The organism is Phyllobacterium sp. OV277, from assembly GCF_900104355.1.
Taxonomy (GTDB): domain Bacteria; phylum Pseudomonadota; class Alphaproteobacteria; order Rhizobiales; family Rhizobiaceae; genus Phyllobacterium.
The window spans coordinates 153,942-169,319 of record NZ_FNIY01000004.1 but is presented as its reverse complement, the minus strand read 5'-3'; the positions used below and the strand labels follow the sequence as shown (position 1 = coordinate 169,319).

The following is a 15,378-nucleotide window of genomic DNA, read 5'->3' as shown; positions in this document are numbered from 1 at the left end:
ATTCTTTATAGATCGTTCAAAATGGACCCTTTATCTTCTCTTGTCGCACTGATGCGCCCTCAAACGGTGGTATCGAAGGTTGTCAGCGGTTCGGGTCGTTGGGGCGTCCGCTATCCCGGTTCCACTAACGCTGGCTTCGGTGTGGTGATGGCGGGCAAATGCCATTTGCTGGTTGAAAATTGTGACCCGATCGAGTTGGCCGAAGGCGATTTCATATTACTGCCCACGGGTCCGGGCTTCACCATGGTCAGTGATTTAGGCGTTGAACCAATCGGGGGCGATATCCGTCCGACGCCCGTCCGTCTTGTGAAAACTCACTTTGGGCAAATCGCGGGCGAACCAGATTTCCAGCTTCTGGGAGGATATTTCTTGTTCGGTGCACCCAATGTGGAGATGCTTGCGCAAGTCGTGCCGACACTGATCCATATCAAATGTACTGACAATGCCACGCGCAGGATTACCAATGCGATCAACTCGCTGAGAGAGGAGGCACTCGATCAGCGCCCCGGACGCGACCTCATCCTACAGCGCCTGATCGATGTCATGCTGATCGAAGCTCTGCGCTACAAGTCCGAGAAGACCGGAGTATCAGTCCGCCCTGGTCTGTTAAATGCTTTGGCTGATGATCGCATCGGACGAGCGCTGACAAGCTTCCACGCCGACGTTGCTCGCGTCTGGACCGTTGGCTCATTGGCACAAGAGGCACATCTTTCACGCACCGCCTTTAGCGAGCGCTTCACTCGTCTTGTCGGTACCCCGCCGATGACCTATTTGATCAAATGGAGGATGGCGGTCGCCAAGGATATGCTCCACTATGAACAGCTGCCCCAAGATGCCGTCGCGGCAGCAGTGGGTTACAAATCTGCCAGTGCGTTCAGTACGGCCTTTCGCCGTGAGGTCGGTCGAGCACCGGGCGAATATGCGCGTATCAGCCAAGCACTCGCGATCTAGGTGACAAGTAAGCGACCGGTATTGTGTCTCGGCAGTCGGTTGTTGTCGCGCCCAGCAAGCGCCGACTTAATAGTTCTTGAGAAGGTCTGAAATACTATCGCTTATGGAGCTGGCGTTCATCGTGCTGTCAGTTCAAGTGCAATGTATGGAAACCTGTACGGAGCGCCCGTTAGCCAACGGCTTTAACAGGGAGATTGCTTTTGTCTTTCGCTGGCTCGGCCAAAGCCTCAGCGGCTTTTTTCTTCTTCCTCGCGTCAGCATATCTCTGCGCAATGACGGCACAGGTCATAAGCTGGATCTGATGGAACAGCATCAGCGGCAGGACAATGCTGCCGATGCTCTGCCCGGCAAAGATCACGGTTGCGATTGGCACGCCGCTGGCAAGGCTTTTCTTCGAACCGCAGAATGTGATGGCAATTTCGTCCTCTTTCGAAAAGCCGAGCACACGGCTTCCATACATGGTCGTTGTCAGAACCAGTGCAAGGATGACGATATCAACACCAATGATTACTGCGAGATCGCGCAATGATGTCGTTTGCCACAGGCCTTCGTTCACCGAGTCACTGAAGGCAAGATAGACCACCATCAGGATGGAGCCGCGATCAACCGGCATCAGAATCTTCTTCTGACGGCGGATAAATTCGCCAATCAGTGGCTGCAGAATTTGGCCAAGAACAAATGGCGCGAGCAATTGCAGAAGGATGGACAATAGGGCGTCAAGCGAGAATCCGACATGGCCGCTGGCCGAGAACAATATGCCCGCCAGAAGCGGCGTCAAAAACATGCCGAAGATATTTGAGGCGGACGCCGCACAAATGGCGGCCGGAACATTTCCCCCGGCAATTGAGGTGAAGGCAATGGAGGATTGCACGGTGGAGGGGAGCACGCAGAGAAACAGGATACCCGTATAGAAGGAAGCCGGCAGAATGGTGGGAACTAGCGATCCGGCCGCAAGTCCGAAAATCGGGAACAGCACAAATGTAGCTGCGAGGATTGTCAGGTGCAGCCGCCAATGCAGGAACCCGGCAATCACCACGCTGCGGGACAAGCGTGCGCCATGCAGGAAAAACAACAGTCCAATCGCCACTTTCGTTGCCAAGCCGAAATAATCAGCGGCAATACCACTCACAGGAAAGAGAGATGCCAACGCGATCATCGCAACGAGCATCAACGTGAAATTGTCAGGCAAAAAGCGGCGCATGATAGATTAGTCCAGCACGATATGTTTGCGGTAGCATCTACTATCATGATACAAGATGCAAGAAATAACACTTATCATGTTTCTGGATTTCAGGATCATCTATGCTTGATCTCACGCAATTACGCAGTTTTGTTGCCCTTGAACAAATGGGGAGCTTTTCGCTTGCAGCCAAAAAGCTTGGGCTGGGGCAATCCACGGTCAGCCAGCATATCCAGAGGCTCGAGGCGCAGCTTGGACGCAATCTTGTCCAGCGTGATACCCATCATCTGGCCCTTACGTCCGATGGCGAAGCGCTGCTCGCCCATGCACGCAATATGCTCAGCATTAATGGCGAAGTGCAGGCGCTGTTCGCGGAAAGCAGTTTGCGTGGGCATTTTCGCCTCGGCGTTTCGGAAGATTTCGTGACCAGCCGGCTCCCCGGCGTCCTCGAAGATTTTGCTCGCGCACATCCCTCAGTAGACCTCGAACTCACGGTAGCGATAAGCGGTGTTCTCTACGAAATGCTGGACCGAGGTGAAATCGACCTTCTGCTCGCCAAGCGCAAGCCGGGCGATGCGCGTGGCGAAGTTGCTTTTCGCGAACCGCGCGTCTGGCTTGCGCGTGATCCCGATCGCATATTGGCGGGACACAAGGCATTGCCATTGATCGCGTTCCCGCCACCCAGCCTTACACGCAGCGCTGTGCTCCAAGCTTTGGAAAGACATCAAATCCCATGGCGGATTGTCTGCACATGCGGCAGTCTAAGTGGCCTTATTGCAGCGGCACGAGCAGGCATGGGTATTCTCGTGCAGTCGAAAAGTATGATGCCATCGGGCTTGCAGGAATTTCCCGCCGGACGTTTGCCGCCGCTCGAAGATGTCGAGTTCGTGCTTGTTCCGCGAGAAGGCACGGACCGGAACCTGATCTCTGCCTTGTCCAAGGAAATTCTCTGGAATGTCAGGAATTTCACGGTGGCCACGTAAACGCTCGGCAATTCTTCTACCACACTTAAGTATCCGGAAATCAACGCATCCTTGAACCATCAGGGAGGTCCGGTTGCGTCCAGTTTTCCGCCCATATCTTGGTGAGATGGGTTTGGGTTTCGCCATTTTGTTGAAAGTGTTTATTTCCATAATATGAAAATTAATTCCATTTAATGTTGATATAGAAATTTTATGGATTATTATCTCACCAAATTGGAGGAATGATCATGACCAAAATGCGTGCTGTTGATGCTGCAGTTCTTATCCTTGAAAAAGAGGGGATTGATTGCGCCTTTGGAGTGCCCGGTGCTGCCATCAATCCATTTTACTCAGCGCTTAGGGCGCGGGGTTCTGTTCGCCACATTCTGGCACGCCACGTGGAAGGTGCGTCGCATATGGCGGAAGGCTATACCCGTGCCAATCACGGTAATATCGGTGTTTGCATTGGTACATCAGGGCCTGCGGGAACGGATATGATCACCGGTCTTTATTCCGCATCGGCCGATTCAATCCCGATCCTTTGCATCACTGGGCAAGCGCCACGTGCGCGCCTTGATAAGGAAGATTTTCAGGCGGTTGACATTGCCTCGATTGCCAAGCCGGTAACCAAATGGGCGGTGACAGTGATGGAGCCCGGCCTTGTTCCTTATGTTTTCCAGAAGGCCTTTCATATCATGCGCTCGGGCCGTCCGGGTCCGGTGCTGATCGATCTGCCCGTTGATGTTCAGTTGGCGGAAATCGAATTTGACGCTGACACCTATGAGCCATTGGAGCCCTATAAGCCGGTAGCGACACGCGCGCAGGCGGAAAAGGCGCTTGCGATGCTCAATGCATCGGAACGTCCCGTGATCATTGCAGGTGGCGGAATCATCAATGCCGATGCGTCCGATCTTCTGGTTGAGTTCGCCGAAATAACAGGCGTTCCGGTTATTCCTACATTGATGGGTTGGGGGACCATCCCGGATGATCACGCACTGATGGCTGGTATGTGCGGCCTGCAGACCTCACATCGCTACGGCAACGCGACATTGCTTGCATCGGATTTTGTCCTTGGTGTCGGCAATCGCTGGGCCAACCGCCACACCGGTAATGTTTCCACCTATACGGAAGGGCGCAAATTCGTCCATGTCGATATCGAACCGACCCAGATCGGACGTGTCTTTGCGCCTGACTTTGGCATCGTCTCCGATGCAGGCGAGGCGCTGAAACTCTTCCTCGACATTGCCACGGAGTGGAAAACTGCGGGAAAGCTGCGCGACTGGTCGCAGTGGGCGCATGAATGTGGCGAACGCAAGCGGACCATGCTGCGCAAGACGCATTTCGACCAGATACCGCTGAAGCCTCAGCGGGTTTACGAGGAGATGAACAAGGCATTTGGCAGGGATACCTGTTACGTGACCACCATCGGTCTGAGCCAGATTGCCGGAGCGCAGTTCCTGCATGTGTACCGTCCACGCAACTGGATCAATTGCGGTCAGGCTGGACCACTTGGCTGGACATTACCCGCAGCCCTTGGGGTGCGTGCCGCCGATCCACAGCGGACTATTGTGGCATTGTCTGGTGACTATGACTTCCAGTTCATGATTGAAGAGCTGGCCGTTGGTGCCCAGCACAAGCTGCCGTACCTGCATGTGGTTGTGAACAATTCCTACCTCGGTCTTATCCGTCAGGCGCAGCGCGGCTTCAACATGGATTTCGAAGTGTCGCTTGCCTTTGACAATATCAATGCGTCGGGTGATGCGGAGAAGGGTTACGGCGTCGATCATGTCGCGGTTGCCGAAGGACTGGGCTGCAAGGCTATTCGGGTGCGCAGCCCCAACCAGTTCACTGAAGCTTTCGAGCAGGCAAAGGCGCTGATGGAAGAACATCAGGTTCCGGTTGTTGTCGAAGTCATCTTGGAACGGGTCACCAACATCGCAATGGGTCTGGATATCAATTCCGTTGTCGAGTTCGAAGAACTGGCCGCACAGCCCGAGGATGCACCAGCCACAGTTGGTGCTTTCAACTGAACCAGTGAATGCCAATTCCACGCATATCCATCCCGGCAGGGTGCAATGAGCTACCCTGCCGAGACCCCAACGATGGAGGAACCCATGCCGAAATTTGCTGCCAATCTGACAATGCTGTTCAACGAGGTTCCGTTTCTGGAACGCTTCGATGCCGCGGCCAAAGCGGGGTTTGAGGGAGTGGAATTCCTCTTCCCCTATGACTTTGGCAAACAGGAGTTGCGCGCCGCCCTTGATCGCAATGATCTGACGCAGGTTTTGCACAATCTGCCTGCGGGTGACTGGGGCAGAGGCGAGCGCGGTATAGCCGTACTACCGGATCGTATTGACGAGTTCCGCCGTGGTGTCATTCAAGCAATCGACTATGCAACAGCGCTTGGCTGTAACAGGATCAATTGTCTTTCCGGTATCGCACCTGCCGGTTTGGCCGATGATGTTCTGCGTACCACATTCATAAGCAATCTGCGGCTTGCAGCCAATGAACTGGCCAAACATGACATTCGCCTGCTGATTGAACCGATCAATCATTATGATATTCCCGGCTTTTATCTGAACACTGTTGAACAGGCGGGGTCGATTATCGAAGAGGTTGGCAGCAACAATCTCTTTATCCAGTACGATCTTTACCATCAGCAACGTACACGTGGCGAACTGATCGCGACCTATGAGCGTTACAAGAACCTCATTGCCCATGTGCAGCTTGCAGACAATCCCGGAAGGCACGAACCGGGCACGGGCGAGATCAATTATCCCTTCGTTTTCGAAGCGCTGGATCAGGCCGGTTACGACGGCTGGATCGGCTGTGAGTACAAACCAAAAGCAGAAACGCACCGCGGGCTTGGCTGGCTGAACGATGTTTCAGCGGCACAGAAGTCCGCCGATATTTTGAGAATGAGGAGCTGAGCGAATGGCTGACATAGGTTTCATCGGGTTGGGGATCATGGGAACACCCATGGCACGTCATCTTCAGGATGCCGGACACAGTCTCTATACGTCGAAGTTCTTCATCGAACCGCGCCCGGAGCTTGTCGAAAACGGACTGAAAATCGTTGAAAGCCCGAAGGCTCTGGCTGAGAAGACAGACATCATTATCCTGATGTTGCCTGATACGCCCGAGGTAAAGGACGTTCTCTTTGGCGAGAACGGCGTGGTCTTCGGATTGAAGCCGGGCAAACTCGTTATTGATATGAGTTCGATCTCGCCGATAGAGACCAAGGAATTCGCCAAAAAAGTTCGGGAAACCGGAAGCGAATATATCGATGCGCCGGTCTCCGGCGGTGAGGTAGGCGCAAAGAACGCTACCCTGAGCATCATGGCGGGTGGCGCACAAAGTGCGTTTGATCGGGCTTTGCCGCTGTTCAAGCTGATGGGCAAGAATATCACGCTGGTCGGTGATTGTGGCGATGGTCAGGTGACCAAAGTGGCCAACCAGATTATTGTTGCCCTGACCATCGAGGCTATATCGGAAGCACTGGTTTTGGCGTCAAAAGCCGGAGCAGACCCTGCGCGGGTACGCGAGGCGTTGATGGGTGGGTTTGCGTCATCACGCATTCTCGAACTGCATGGAGAGCGCATGATCAAGCGGACGTTTGAGCCTGGCTTTCGCATCTCGCTGCACCAGAAAGACCTCAACCTTGCGCTGCAGAGCGCAAAGACGCTTGGCGTATCATTGCCGAACACAGCATCGACACAGGAACTGTTCAACAGCTGCGCGGCGAATGGCGATAGTGGTCTCGATCATTCTGGACTGGTCAAGGCGCTCGAACGCATCGCCAATCACGAAGTTGCCTGAACAGAACATTTGACATCATGGGGGCGGTTTTCAGAATGATGGCCGACCCCAGAACCTTCCTTACGTGGCTCTTTGATGCCGCTGGTTTTGGGGATCGTTCCGACGTATTCTACTTCTTGAATTGTGCCAGATAAGCCAGCAGATTGGTGATGTCTGCGTCGTCCTTCAAGCCGACAAATGCCATTTTTGTGCCCTTAACCTTTGCCTTTGGGTCATGCAGATAGTCACGCAAAGTGGCTTCGTCCCAGACCAACCCGCCTTTTCCTGCATCAGTCATCGCTGTGGAATAACTGAAGTCCGGATGTGTGCCAGCCGTTCTGCCAATCAGCCCATTGAGCGACGGACCAACCTTGTTCTTATCCGTGTCGGCTATATGGCATATCGCGCATTTCTTGAACACCGTTGCGCCAGCTGTTGCATCACCCTCTTGGGCATTGGCACCGGCAATGGAAGAAATTACACAGAGTGAGCCTATCACTAACGTCGTGTATCGCATGGCATTTCCTCATTCTTTCAAAGGGTGCCGCCGGCGAAGTTTGTCGCCAATTCCGTCCATTGGCAGCCACTGTTTTTTGGGATCGCTGCTTGGATTGCTCATGCGGCGACCGGCATTCATACACACTGAATCGTGATCTCCTGCATTCTATAAGTCAATCGCAGTTGCAAATAATCCACCTCGGAGTAACGGCCGCATAATTCCTTCAGGCTTCAAGTAATCTTTGGGGGAGGATGGCCAATCGTGAAAGTTGATCTCTGGCAATGTGTCAATAAACAGGGTATGATTTCTGCAGTGCAGGTTTAGGTCCCATGGTCCGGTTCTTTGCATGGTGCCACTGGTGCCTTCCCGCTCCAAACGAGATTGGGAGATTTCTTCATGACGCAATTCCATGTGATAGCCGGTGCAAACGAAACGAACGTCTATCCTGACGTGCGTCGAATAAGTGTGGCAGACGTCTTTGCTTCACTTCGCGAAGGGCTCGCTGATTTCTGGGACAAACCTTCACACTACGTTTTTCTTTGCTTGATCTACCCGATTGCCGGATTGGTTCTCATACGGTGGACTTCCGGTGCCAATTTACTCCCGCTGCTCTTCCCGCTGATGTCCGGCTTCGCCTTGATCGGACCTTTTGCCGCTCTTGGTCTTTATGAGATCAGCAGAAGGCGCGAACAGCATCTCGACACATCATGGTGGCATGCTTTGGAGGTGAAGCGCTCTCCAGCGATACCATCAATAGTGGCGATGGGTATCCTGCTTCTTGCTCTTTTCGTTGCGTGGATTCTTACGGCACAGGCCCTTTACGTGAATCTTTTTGGTCCGGAGGCGCCGGAGTCGGTCAGCACGTTCATCAATCAGGTTTTCGGTACGCCTGAAGGCAGGCAAATGATCCTTCTTGGCAACGCGATCGGTTTTGTCTTTGCAGTCGTTGTTCTTTGTACGAGCGTCATCGCCTTTCCGCTTTTGCTGGACCGGGATGTTGGTGCACTTTCGGCGATTGTCACATCAGTGAAGGCGGTATTGGTCAATCCGCTCCAGATGGCCCTGTGGGGGATAATCGTCGCTGCACTTCTTCTGGTCGGTTTTTTGACCCTGTTTGTCGGACTTGCAATCTTCATACCGGTACTGGGGCATGCGACCTGGCATCTCTATCGCAAGGTCGTGGTCTCTCCACCCAGCGCAAAAGTTGAAATGCCGGCAAAACGACGGTCTCGCAAATAGGCTGAACACTACAGAAAGAACGCGGCACTGGGTGCCGCGTTTTTGTTTCTAGGGGCCCGTGCCGAAGAACGTCAATCGGCTGAAGAGCACGTAGTGCGCTTCGGAAACCATCATCGCAACGAAGACCAGCACCAATATGGGTGGAAGCAGGACGGCATAAAGAAGAGCTAGGCGTTCCCAAGCCATGTGCATGAAAATTGCAACGATGAGTCCGGCTTTCAGGACCATAAAAAGCAGGATCAACGACCATCTGAGATAGCCGTGAATGCCAATATAGTCGACCATGTAAGAGCAGATGCTCAGGACAAAAAGTAATCCCCAGACCACGAGATAGAGCTTGATCGGGTGCTCCTGATGCGCCTCGTTATGAATTGCTGGTCCTGTTGTGTTGGTTGAAGGTTGTGTCATCGTGCTGACCTCACCACAGATAGAAAAAAGCAAAGATGAATACCCAGACCAGATCGACGAAATGCCAGTAGAGACCGGTGATTTCGACGATCTCGTAATGGCCTTTTCTGCTGGTGAAAAACCCACGTTTTTCGGTGTCGAAATCTCCCCGCCAGACCTTGCGGGCAATGATAACAAGGAAGATGACGCCAATCGTGACGTGGGTTCCATGGAATCCTGTAATCATGAAAAAGGTTGAGCCGAATTGCGCCGCTCCCCATGGATTCTCCCATGGGCGCACGCCTTCCGTGATGAGCTTTGTCCATTCGAACGCCTGCATGCCGACGAACATGACTCCGAACAGAGCCGTCAGCAGCATCAGGATTGCCGTTTTGCGCCGGTCGCGCCGATATCCGTAGTTGACGGCCATCGCCATGGTTCCGCTGCTGCTGATAAGCACAAAAGTCATGATGGCGATCAGGATAAGGGGGACTTCCTGCCCGCCGATGTTCAGGGCAAAGACTTCGCTGGGATTGGGCCAGGCAACGGGCGTGGACATGCGCGCCGTCATATAGGCAAGCAGAAAGCATCCGAAGACAAAAGTATCACTGAGCAGAAATATCCACATCATGGCTTTGCCCCAGGAAACATTCTTGAACGTTCGCTGGTCTGAAGCCCAGTCCGAAGCAAAACCGCGCACACCCTCTGGTAATGGAAGCGGCGCTTTGGTTTCAGTCTGTGTGACTTGAGACATCATTGATCTCCTAGGTCAGCAGTTGTCGGCAGATATCGACAAAATCATTCGCCCAACCCGCGAACAGGGCAAAAAGAACAAGCCAGACCAAAAGCATGAAATGCCAGTACATTGCGCACAGCTCGATACTGAGGTGGACCTGTTGCGCCGTCTTGCCTTGCAATACTTTGCCAGTTGTCCGACCGAGAACCAGAAGTCCGCCGAGAATGTGTAGGCCATGCATGCCGGTAATCATGTAGAAGAAGCTGTTGGCAGGATTGTCGGCGAGCAGGTAACCCGCAAATACAAGTTCCCGCCAGGCGAAAACCTGTCCGACAAGAAAGCCGATACCAGTGATTAAACTCGCCAGAAGCGCGAATTTCATCGTCTCGTCATCGCCTTGTTGCGCCAGTGATTTTGCCAGCTCCAGCGTAATGCTGCTGACCACGAGTGCAGCCGTATTGACCCAGAGCACCCTTGGTATGGGGATAGCCCACCAATCATCGGACCCCATGCGTATGAAATAGGCGCTGATGAAGAGGGTGAATAATGCACCCACGACAGCGAGAAATACACCGAGACCAATCTTTTCAGTCGCTATCGATGACCGGGTGAAGTGGGAAAAGCTACTGACCTTTTCCGCTTCAAGCCAAGGTTTTGATGTCAGGCGCTGCTGTGCCATCCACCAGATGATGATGGACGCAAGCAAAGCAAGAAAGATCAGGACCGCACTCATGTCGAATGCTCTTTGGACCGTCTTTCAGGATCCGGCTGGTTCTGCGGGATGAAATCCTCCGGCGCACCGGGAACACTGTAGTCGTAGGCCCAACGATAGACGACCGGCAGATCCTTGCCCCAGTTTCCGTGTGGTGGCGGGGTTGTTGGCGTCTGCCATTCGAGCGTTGTCGCCCGCCAAGGATTACCGCCCGATTCTTTGCCCCTACGAAGGCTCCAGGCTGCGTTGAACAGGAACAGGATTTGAGCTGCACCAACGGTCCACGCCATCAGCGTGATGAAAATATTCAGATCGTGCGCCGATGTTGGATTAACAACGGTTTCTCCCAATTCGTAATAGCGCCGCGGCGCTCCCAGCAAGCCGAGATAGTGCATGGGGAAGAAAATCAGATAGGCACCAAGGAAGGTCACCCAGAAGTGTATCCTGCCCATGGTCTCATCCAGCATTCGCCCGGTGATCTTGGGATACCAGTGATAAATGGCGCCGAAGATCACCATGATCGGTGCAACGCCCATCACCATGTGAAAATGCGCAACCACGAACATCGTATCAGAGAGCGGAACGTCCACGACAACGTTGCCGAGGAACAAGCCGGTCAGGCCGCCATTCACGAACGTGACGATAAAGCCGAGTGCAAACAGCATCGGGATCGTCAGATGGATATCGCCGCGCCAAAGTGTGAGCACCCAATTATAGACTTTGATTGCGGTAGGCACCGCAATGATGAGGGTTGTCGTGGCAAAGAAGAAGCCGAACTTCGGGTTCATGCCACTCACATACATATGGTGCGCCCATACGACAAAGCTCAAGGCACCGATTACCACGATTGCCCAGACCATCATGCGATAGCCAAAAATGTTCTTCCGGGCGTGGGTACTGATCAGATCTGACACGATACCGAAGGCCGGTAGCGCCACGATATAGACTTCGGGGTGGCCAAAGAACCAGAACAGGTGCTGGAAGAGAATGGGACTGCCTCCGCCATGTTTGAGCTGCTCGCCCATTTCCACGATTGCAGGCATGAAGAAGCTGGTTCCGAGAATGCGGTCAAACAACATCATGACTGAGGCAACGAAGAGGGCAGGGAAGGCCAGCAATGCCATAACGGTTGCAGTAAAAATGCCCCAGATCGTCAGGGGCATGCGCATTAACGTCATCCCGCGCGCGCGGCCCTGCAGTACGGTGACCACATAGTTCAATCCACCCATGGTGAAGCCGATGATGAATAGAATGAGTGAGGTCAGCATCAATATGATGCCCCAATCATTGCCGCCCGGGGTGCCTGAGAGCACGGCCTGAGGCGGATAGAGTGTCCAGCCAGCGCCGGTTGGACCGCCCGGCGCGAAGAACCCCGCAACGAGAACAAGTACGGCGAGCAGATAGAGCCAGTAACTCAACATGTTTGCATAGGGGAACACCATATCCCTTGCACCGAGCATTAACGGGATCAGGTAATTACCGAAGCCTCCCAGAAACAGTGCAGTCAGCAGATAGATCACCATGATCATGCCGTGCATGGTGATGAACTGATAATAGTGTTCCGCATCGATGAAGGCGAAATAGCCGGGGAAGGCGAGTTGCAATCGCATCAGCCATGAGAGCACCAGTGCGACCAGACCGATCGATATGGCGGTCAATGAATATTGGATGGCTATGACCTTGGCGTCCTGGCTGAAGACATAGGTCGTCCACCAGCTATGCGAGTGGTAAAGCTCGACATCTTCGACTTCCGCTGCCGGAATGGTGTCGTCAATGCTGGATGGGATATTGACCATCGAATGCCCTCCCTGTGGTTACTCTCCTCCCGAAGAGTTACGCCGCCTCACTGTGTCGTCTTAACTTCTCCCGACGCCATCATCTGCGTGAATGTGTGTTGTTGCTCCAGCCACGTCTGATAGTCGGCCTCGGTGTCGACCACGACGGTCCCGCGCATCTGGGGATGTCCGACGCCGCACAATTCCGCGCAAAGGACTTCGAAGGTACCGGTCCGTGTGGGGGTAAACCAGAAATAGGTGACCATGCCGGGAACCATGTCCATCTTTGCCCGGAATTCAGGGACGTAAAAGTCGTGCAGGACGTCGACGGAGCGTAGAAGCATCTTCACCGGTTTGCCTATTGGCACATGCAACTCGCCGCCTTCAACAATGATGTCGTCCAGACCCGCCGCATCGTTCTTCTTTACACCCAAAGGGTTGTCACTGCTGACGTCGCGGGTGTCTGATGTGCCAAGCTGACCATTAGCGCCCGGGAGGCGAAAGCTCCATTGCCACTGCTGGCCAACGACCTCAACATTGGTGGCGTCCTGCGGAACGGTGACGAATTGATTCCAGACAAACAGGCCCGGAGCCAGCATGGCCACGACCCCGATAGTGGTAACTGTGGCGAGCCAGAATTCCAGTTTTCTATTTTCGGGCTCGTAGTGAGCACGATTTCCCGGCTTGTGCCGAAAGCGGAAAACGCAATAGGCAACAAACAGCACCACCGCGACAAATACAAAACCGGTAATCCAGAATGTAATGATGATTGTATTGTCGATGTAGTTCCAGTTGGACGCAATTGGCGTCCACCACCAAGGACTCAACAGATGAAAGAGAACTGAAGCAACCGCAATGACAACCAGAACAAGTACGACCGCCATTTCTTGTCCCCTCCCTGCCAGAATTGGCTGTGGACATGAATTCGCAACGCGCAGTGTTTTTAGAATAGCATTTCGTGCAGGAGAAATACAGGCAATCTAATTTTGGTGAACAGCTATCAGCAAGAACGACGGATTCACATGGCCAGTTTATACTGGTTGCTGGAGGATTTGATCCTTTCGGGGCAGATATGGACGCCCCGCTTCCTGAAATCTAACACCGGTTGCTAGGCCTTGGAGGGGCGCGCCGCCAGACGCAGGACGGCGGCAATGGCACCTTCAAGAATGTCATCAGACAGTGCGGGATCATCGACAGCGCGCGCTAGCTGAAGCGATCCCACGACCAGTGCAAACATAGCGCGAGCCGTTTGATGAGCATCGTCGGGGTCATGCCCGGGCAACTGCTGTGCAATCACTTCGATCACCGCATTGAATCGCGCGGTGTAAGCATGCCTGATTTCGGGAGATTGCCTGCTAATCTCTGGTAGAAGAGCGGCGGATGGGCAGCCATGCCCCCGATCATCGCGATGGCTTGGGCTTAGATACTGCCGCAGCACTGCTTCAAGCCCGTGTTCGCTGATATTTCGCGATATGGCTTGGAGCTGTGCATCAAGAGTTTGTTCAACACATTCCCTCACCAAATCATTCTTCGACGAGAAATGCGTGTAGAACGCCCCGTTTGTCAGACCGGCATCGGCCATGATCGCTGCGAGCCCAACTGCGGATACTCCCTGATCTCTGAACTGCTTCGACGCCACCTCGGTGATCTGCTGCCGGGTGCTTTCCTTATGTCCTTTTTCATAGCGCATGCCGATCTCCCAATCCGGTTGTTTTAGCTTATTGCATTATGATCGTAATGTGATATTATAGTCGTAATGCAATCGCAGTTCAAGCAGCTTTACCCATTGCTGCGTTTTGACCCCAAAAGGAGGGTTTTATCATGACACGTCTACTTCTCGTTACAGCCGTTGCGGTTACTCTTGCTGCCTGCTCTACATCAGGCGGACCATCACACTTAGCAAGTTACAAGGCGAACACCGGGTACGCTTTTAAGACAGACATCGACAATGGGAAAGTTTCGTCGACGAGCAAAGCGCCAGCAAATGGCCCCCGCCTCGGTTTTACCGGTTTCTCGGGCACGCAGATAATTGGTGGTATAAACTGAGCGAGTGAGCGATGTCCTGTAAACGAAAGACTCTGTACATTCCCAACTAACGATCGAGAGGTGAACAGATTAGGCATGAAAGCGGCGGACTCCCTGATTGCCTCGAAGTTTGAAGGCTGAGCGCTCATGTATTTTCAATACAAATTTGAAAATGTTTGACGTGAAAATATATGTCGTTCAGTTGACTTAAGCAGGTAGAACCGGGACAGAAATAGGCAACGGTTAGACATTTATTGAACAAGCTGAGGAGTCACGCATGTCCCGAAATACATATTATGCACCCCATGGCGGACATCCCCAGCAAAACCAGCTGCTTACAGGGCGGGCTGTTTTCACCGAGGCATATGCGGTCATTCCTGGTGGCGTGATGCAGGATATCGTCACCAGCGCTTTGCCATTTTGGGACAAAACCCGTTGCTGGATCATCGCCCGGCCTCTGTCCGGCTTTGCCGAGACTTTCTCACAATACATTATGGAAGTTGCGCCCGGGGGAGGCAGCACCCGTCCTGAGCTGGATAAAGGTGCCGAGGGTGTACTCTTCATTGTGGAAGGCGAGTTGCAGTTGACGCTCGCCGGTGAGATTCACGTCATGCGGCCGGGAGGCTATGCATTTATTCCTCCGGCGACGGATTGGTCAGTTCTGAACGTGACCAGTGCCTTCGTGCGCTTTCATTGGATTCGCAAATCCTACGAGGCTGTCGATGGCATCGATATTCCAACACCACTGGTTCTTAATGAACACGATATCGAGCCTTCTGTAATGCCTGATACGGAAGGCCGGTGGGCAACCACCCGCTTTGTGGACCCGGCGGACATGCGCCACGATATGCACGTCACCATTGTCACGCTTCAACCAGGAGCCGTCATTCCGTTTGCTGAGACACATGTGATGGAACATGGTCTCTATGTGCTTGAAGGTAAGGCGGTTTATCGCCTCAATCAGGATTGGGTTGAGGTCGAAGCCGGTGACTTCATGTGGCTGCGTGCCTTCTGCCCACAGGCGTGCTATGCAGGAGGCCCTAACCCATTCCGCTATCTGCTCTATAAGGACGTCAACCGTCACATGAAACTTACGTTTCATCGGAACGCTTGA

At 53.4% G+C, this 15,378-nt stretch carries 15 protein-coding genes; 7 read left to right on the top strand and 8 right to left on the bottom strand.

The genetic code is table 11. From position 1 onward, the window contains the following. Positions 1-21 precede the first annotated feature (21 nt). Positions 22-951 (top strand): AraC family transcriptional regulator, encoded by a 930-nt coding sequence (locus BLU05_RS15500; RefSeq protein WP_091881580.1) that lies wholly within the window; start codon positions 22-24, stop codon positions 949-951. Between the two features lie 169 nt (positions 952-1,120). Here the strand turns inward: BLU05_RS15500 and BLU05_RS15495 are convergent, their stop codons facing one another. Further along, positions 1,121-2,152, bottom strand: coding sequence for a bile acid:sodium symporter family protein (locus BLU05_RS15495; protein ID WP_091881578.1), 1,032 nt, complete (start codon positions 2,150-2,152; stop codon positions 1,121-1,123). Between the two features lie 101 nt (positions 2,153-2,253). On the opposite strand from BLU05_RS15495, the gene BLU05_RS15490 reads away from it, so the two are divergent. The 4 genes from BLU05_RS15490 (at position 2,254) to BLU05_RS15475 (ending at position 6,912) form a co-directional block, all read left to right on the top strand. Next, positions 2,254-3,114, top strand: coding sequence for a LysR substrate-binding domain-containing protein (locus BLU05_RS15490; RefSeq protein ID WP_091881576.1), 861 nt, complete (start codon positions 2,254-2,256; stop codon positions 3,112-3,114). 227 nt (positions 3,115-3,341) lie between these two features. Continuing rightward, positions 3,342-5,123, top strand: coding sequence for a glyoxylate carboligase (gcl, locus tag BLU05_RS15485; RefSeq protein WP_091881573.1), 1,782 nt, complete (start codon positions 3,342-3,344; stop codon positions 5,121-5,123). An 84-nt stretch (positions 5,124-5,207) separates the two neighbouring features. Next, positions 5,208-6,023 (top strand): 2-oxo-tetronate isomerase, encoded by an 816-nt coding sequence (otnI, locus tag BLU05_RS15480; RefSeq protein WP_091881571.1) that lies wholly within the window; start codon positions 5,208-5,210, stop codon positions 6,021-6,023. A 4-nt stretch (positions 6,024-6,027) separates the two neighbouring features. Beyond that, positions 6,028-6,912: a 2-hydroxy-3-oxopropionate reductase gene (locus tag BLU05_RS15475; RefSeq protein ID WP_091881568.1), complete on the top strand. Its 885-nt coding sequence runs from the start codon at positions 6,028-6,030 to the stop codon at positions 6,910-6,912. A 109-nt stretch (positions 6,913-7,021) separates the two neighbouring features. Here the strand turns inward: BLU05_RS15475 and BLU05_RS15470 are convergent, their stop codons facing one another. Beyond that, positions 7,022-7,408 carry a c-type cytochrome gene (locus tag BLU05_RS15470; protein ID WP_091881565.1) on the bottom strand — a complete coding sequence of 129 codons (387 nt, stop codon included), beginning with the start codon at positions 7,406-7,408 and terminating at the stop codon, positions 7,022-7,024. Positions 7,409-7,786: 378 nt separating this feature from the next. Here BLU05_RS15470 and BLU05_RS15465 point away from each other — a divergent pair, with 378 nt between their 5' ends. Next, positions 7,787-8,629: a DUF2189 domain-containing protein gene (locus tag BLU05_RS15465; RefSeq protein WP_091881563.1), complete on the top strand. Its 843-nt coding sequence runs from the start codon at positions 7,787-7,789 to the stop codon at positions 8,627-8,629. Positions 8,630-8,677: 48 nt separating this feature from the next. On the opposite strand, the gene BLU05_RS15460 is transcribed toward BLU05_RS15465, so the two are convergent. The 6 genes from BLU05_RS15460 to BLU05_RS15435 all read right to left on the bottom strand — a co-directional run bounded on the left by BLU05_RS15460 (position 8,678) and on the right by BLU05_RS15435 (position 13,929). Further along, positions 8,678-9,037 carry a cytochrome C oxidase subunit IV family protein gene (locus BLU05_RS15460; RefSeq protein ID WP_091881560.1) on the bottom strand — a complete coding sequence of 120 codons (360 nt, stop codon included), beginning with the start codon at positions 9,035-9,037 and terminating at the stop codon, positions 8,678-8,680. 10 nt (positions 9,038-9,047) lie between these two features. Then, entirely contained in the window at positions 9,048-9,770 is a 723-nt protein-coding gene (locus BLU05_RS15455) for a heme-copper oxidase subunit III family protein (protein WP_091881558.1), read from the bottom strand. A 10-nt stretch (positions 9,771-9,780) separates the two neighbouring features. Continuing rightward, entirely contained in the window at positions 9,781-10,485 is a 705-nt protein-coding gene (locus BLU05_RS15450; RefSeq protein ID WP_091881556.1) for a cytochrome c oxidase subunit 3, read from the bottom strand. Further along, positions 10,482-12,260, bottom strand: a complete 1,779-nt coding sequence (ctaD, locus tag BLU05_RS15445) for a cytochrome c oxidase subunit I (RefSeq protein ID WP_091881554.1) — start codon at positions 12,258-12,260, stop codon at positions 10,482-10,484. Before ctaD ends, BLU05_RS15450 begins: the two co-directional genes overlap by 4 nt. Before the next feature lie 47 nt (positions 12,261-12,307). Then, positions 12,308-13,123, bottom strand: a complete 816-nt coding sequence (locus tag BLU05_RS15440; protein ID WP_091881551.1) for a cytochrome c oxidase subunit II — start codon at positions 13,121-13,123, stop codon at positions 12,308-12,310. A 224-nt stretch (positions 13,124-13,347) separates the two neighbouring features. Continuing rightward, on the bottom strand, positions 13,348-13,929 hold the full coding sequence (locus BLU05_RS15435; RefSeq protein ID WP_091881549.1) for a TetR/AcrR family transcriptional regulator: 582 nt from the start codon (positions 13,927-13,929) through the stop codon (positions 13,348-13,350). A gap of 612 nt (positions 13,930-14,541) precedes the next feature. On the opposite strand from BLU05_RS15435, the gene BLU05_RS15425 reads away from it, so the two are divergent. Further along, positions 14,542-15,378, top strand: a complete 837-nt coding sequence (locus tag BLU05_RS15425) for a bifunctional allantoicase/(S)-ureidoglycine aminohydrolase (RefSeq protein WP_091881543.1) — start codon at positions 14,542-14,544, stop codon at positions 15,376-15,378.

Coding starts and splice junctions, on each gene's coding strand:
- BLU05_RS15500 (WP_091881580.1), top strand. CDS start 22: ATGGACCCTTTATCTTCTCTTGTCGCACTGATGCGCCCTCAAACGGTG.
- BLU05_RS15495 (WP_091881578.1), bottom strand. CDS start 2,152: ATGCGCCGCTTTTTGCCTGACAATTTCACGTTGATGCTCGTTGCGATG.
- BLU05_RS15490 (WP_091881576.1), top strand. CDS start 2,254: ATGCTTGATCTCACGCAATTACGCAGTTTTGTTGCCCTTGAACAAATG.
- gcl (WP_091881573.1), top strand. CDS start 3,342: ATGACCAAAATGCGTGCTGTTGATGCTGCAGTTCTTATCCTTGAAAAA.
- otnI (WP_091881571.1), top strand. CDS start 5,208: ATGCCGAAATTTGCTGCCAATCTGACAATGCTGTTCAACGAGGTTCCG.
- BLU05_RS15475 (WP_091881568.1), top strand. CDS start 6,028: ATGGCTGACATAGGTTTCATCGGGTTGGGGATCATGGGAACACCCATG.
- BLU05_RS15470 (WP_091881565.1), bottom strand. CDS start 7,408: ATGCGATACACGACGTTAGTGATAGGCTCACTCTGTGTAATTTCTTCC.
- BLU05_RS15465 (WP_091881563.1), top strand. CDS start 7,787: ATGACGCAATTCCATGTGATAGCCGGTGCAAACGAAACGAACGTCTAT.
- BLU05_RS15460 (WP_091881560.1), bottom strand. CDS start 9,037: ATGACACAACCTTCAACCAACACAACAGGACCAGCAATTCATAACGAG.
- BLU05_RS15455 (WP_091881558.1), bottom strand. CDS start 9,770: ATGTCTCAAGTCACACAGACTGAAACCAAAGCGCCGCTTCCATTACCA.
- BLU05_RS15450 (WP_091881556.1), bottom strand. CDS start 10,485: ATGAGTGCGGTCCTGATCTTTCTTGCTTTGCTTGCGTCCATCATCATC.
- ctaD (WP_091881554.1), bottom strand. CDS start 12,260: ATGGTCAATATCCCATCCAGCATTGACGACACCATTCCGGCAGCGGAA.
- BLU05_RS15440 (WP_091881551.1), bottom strand. CDS start 13,123: ATGGCGGTCGTACTTGTTCTGGTTGTCATTGCGGTTGCTTCAGTTCTC.
- BLU05_RS15435 (WP_091881549.1), bottom strand. CDS start 13,929: ATGCGCTATGAAAAAGGACATAAGGAAAGCACCCGGCAGCAGATCACC.
- BLU05_RS15425 (WP_091881543.1), top strand. CDS start 14,542: ATGTCCCGAAATACATATTATGCACCCCATGGCGGACATCCCCAGCAA.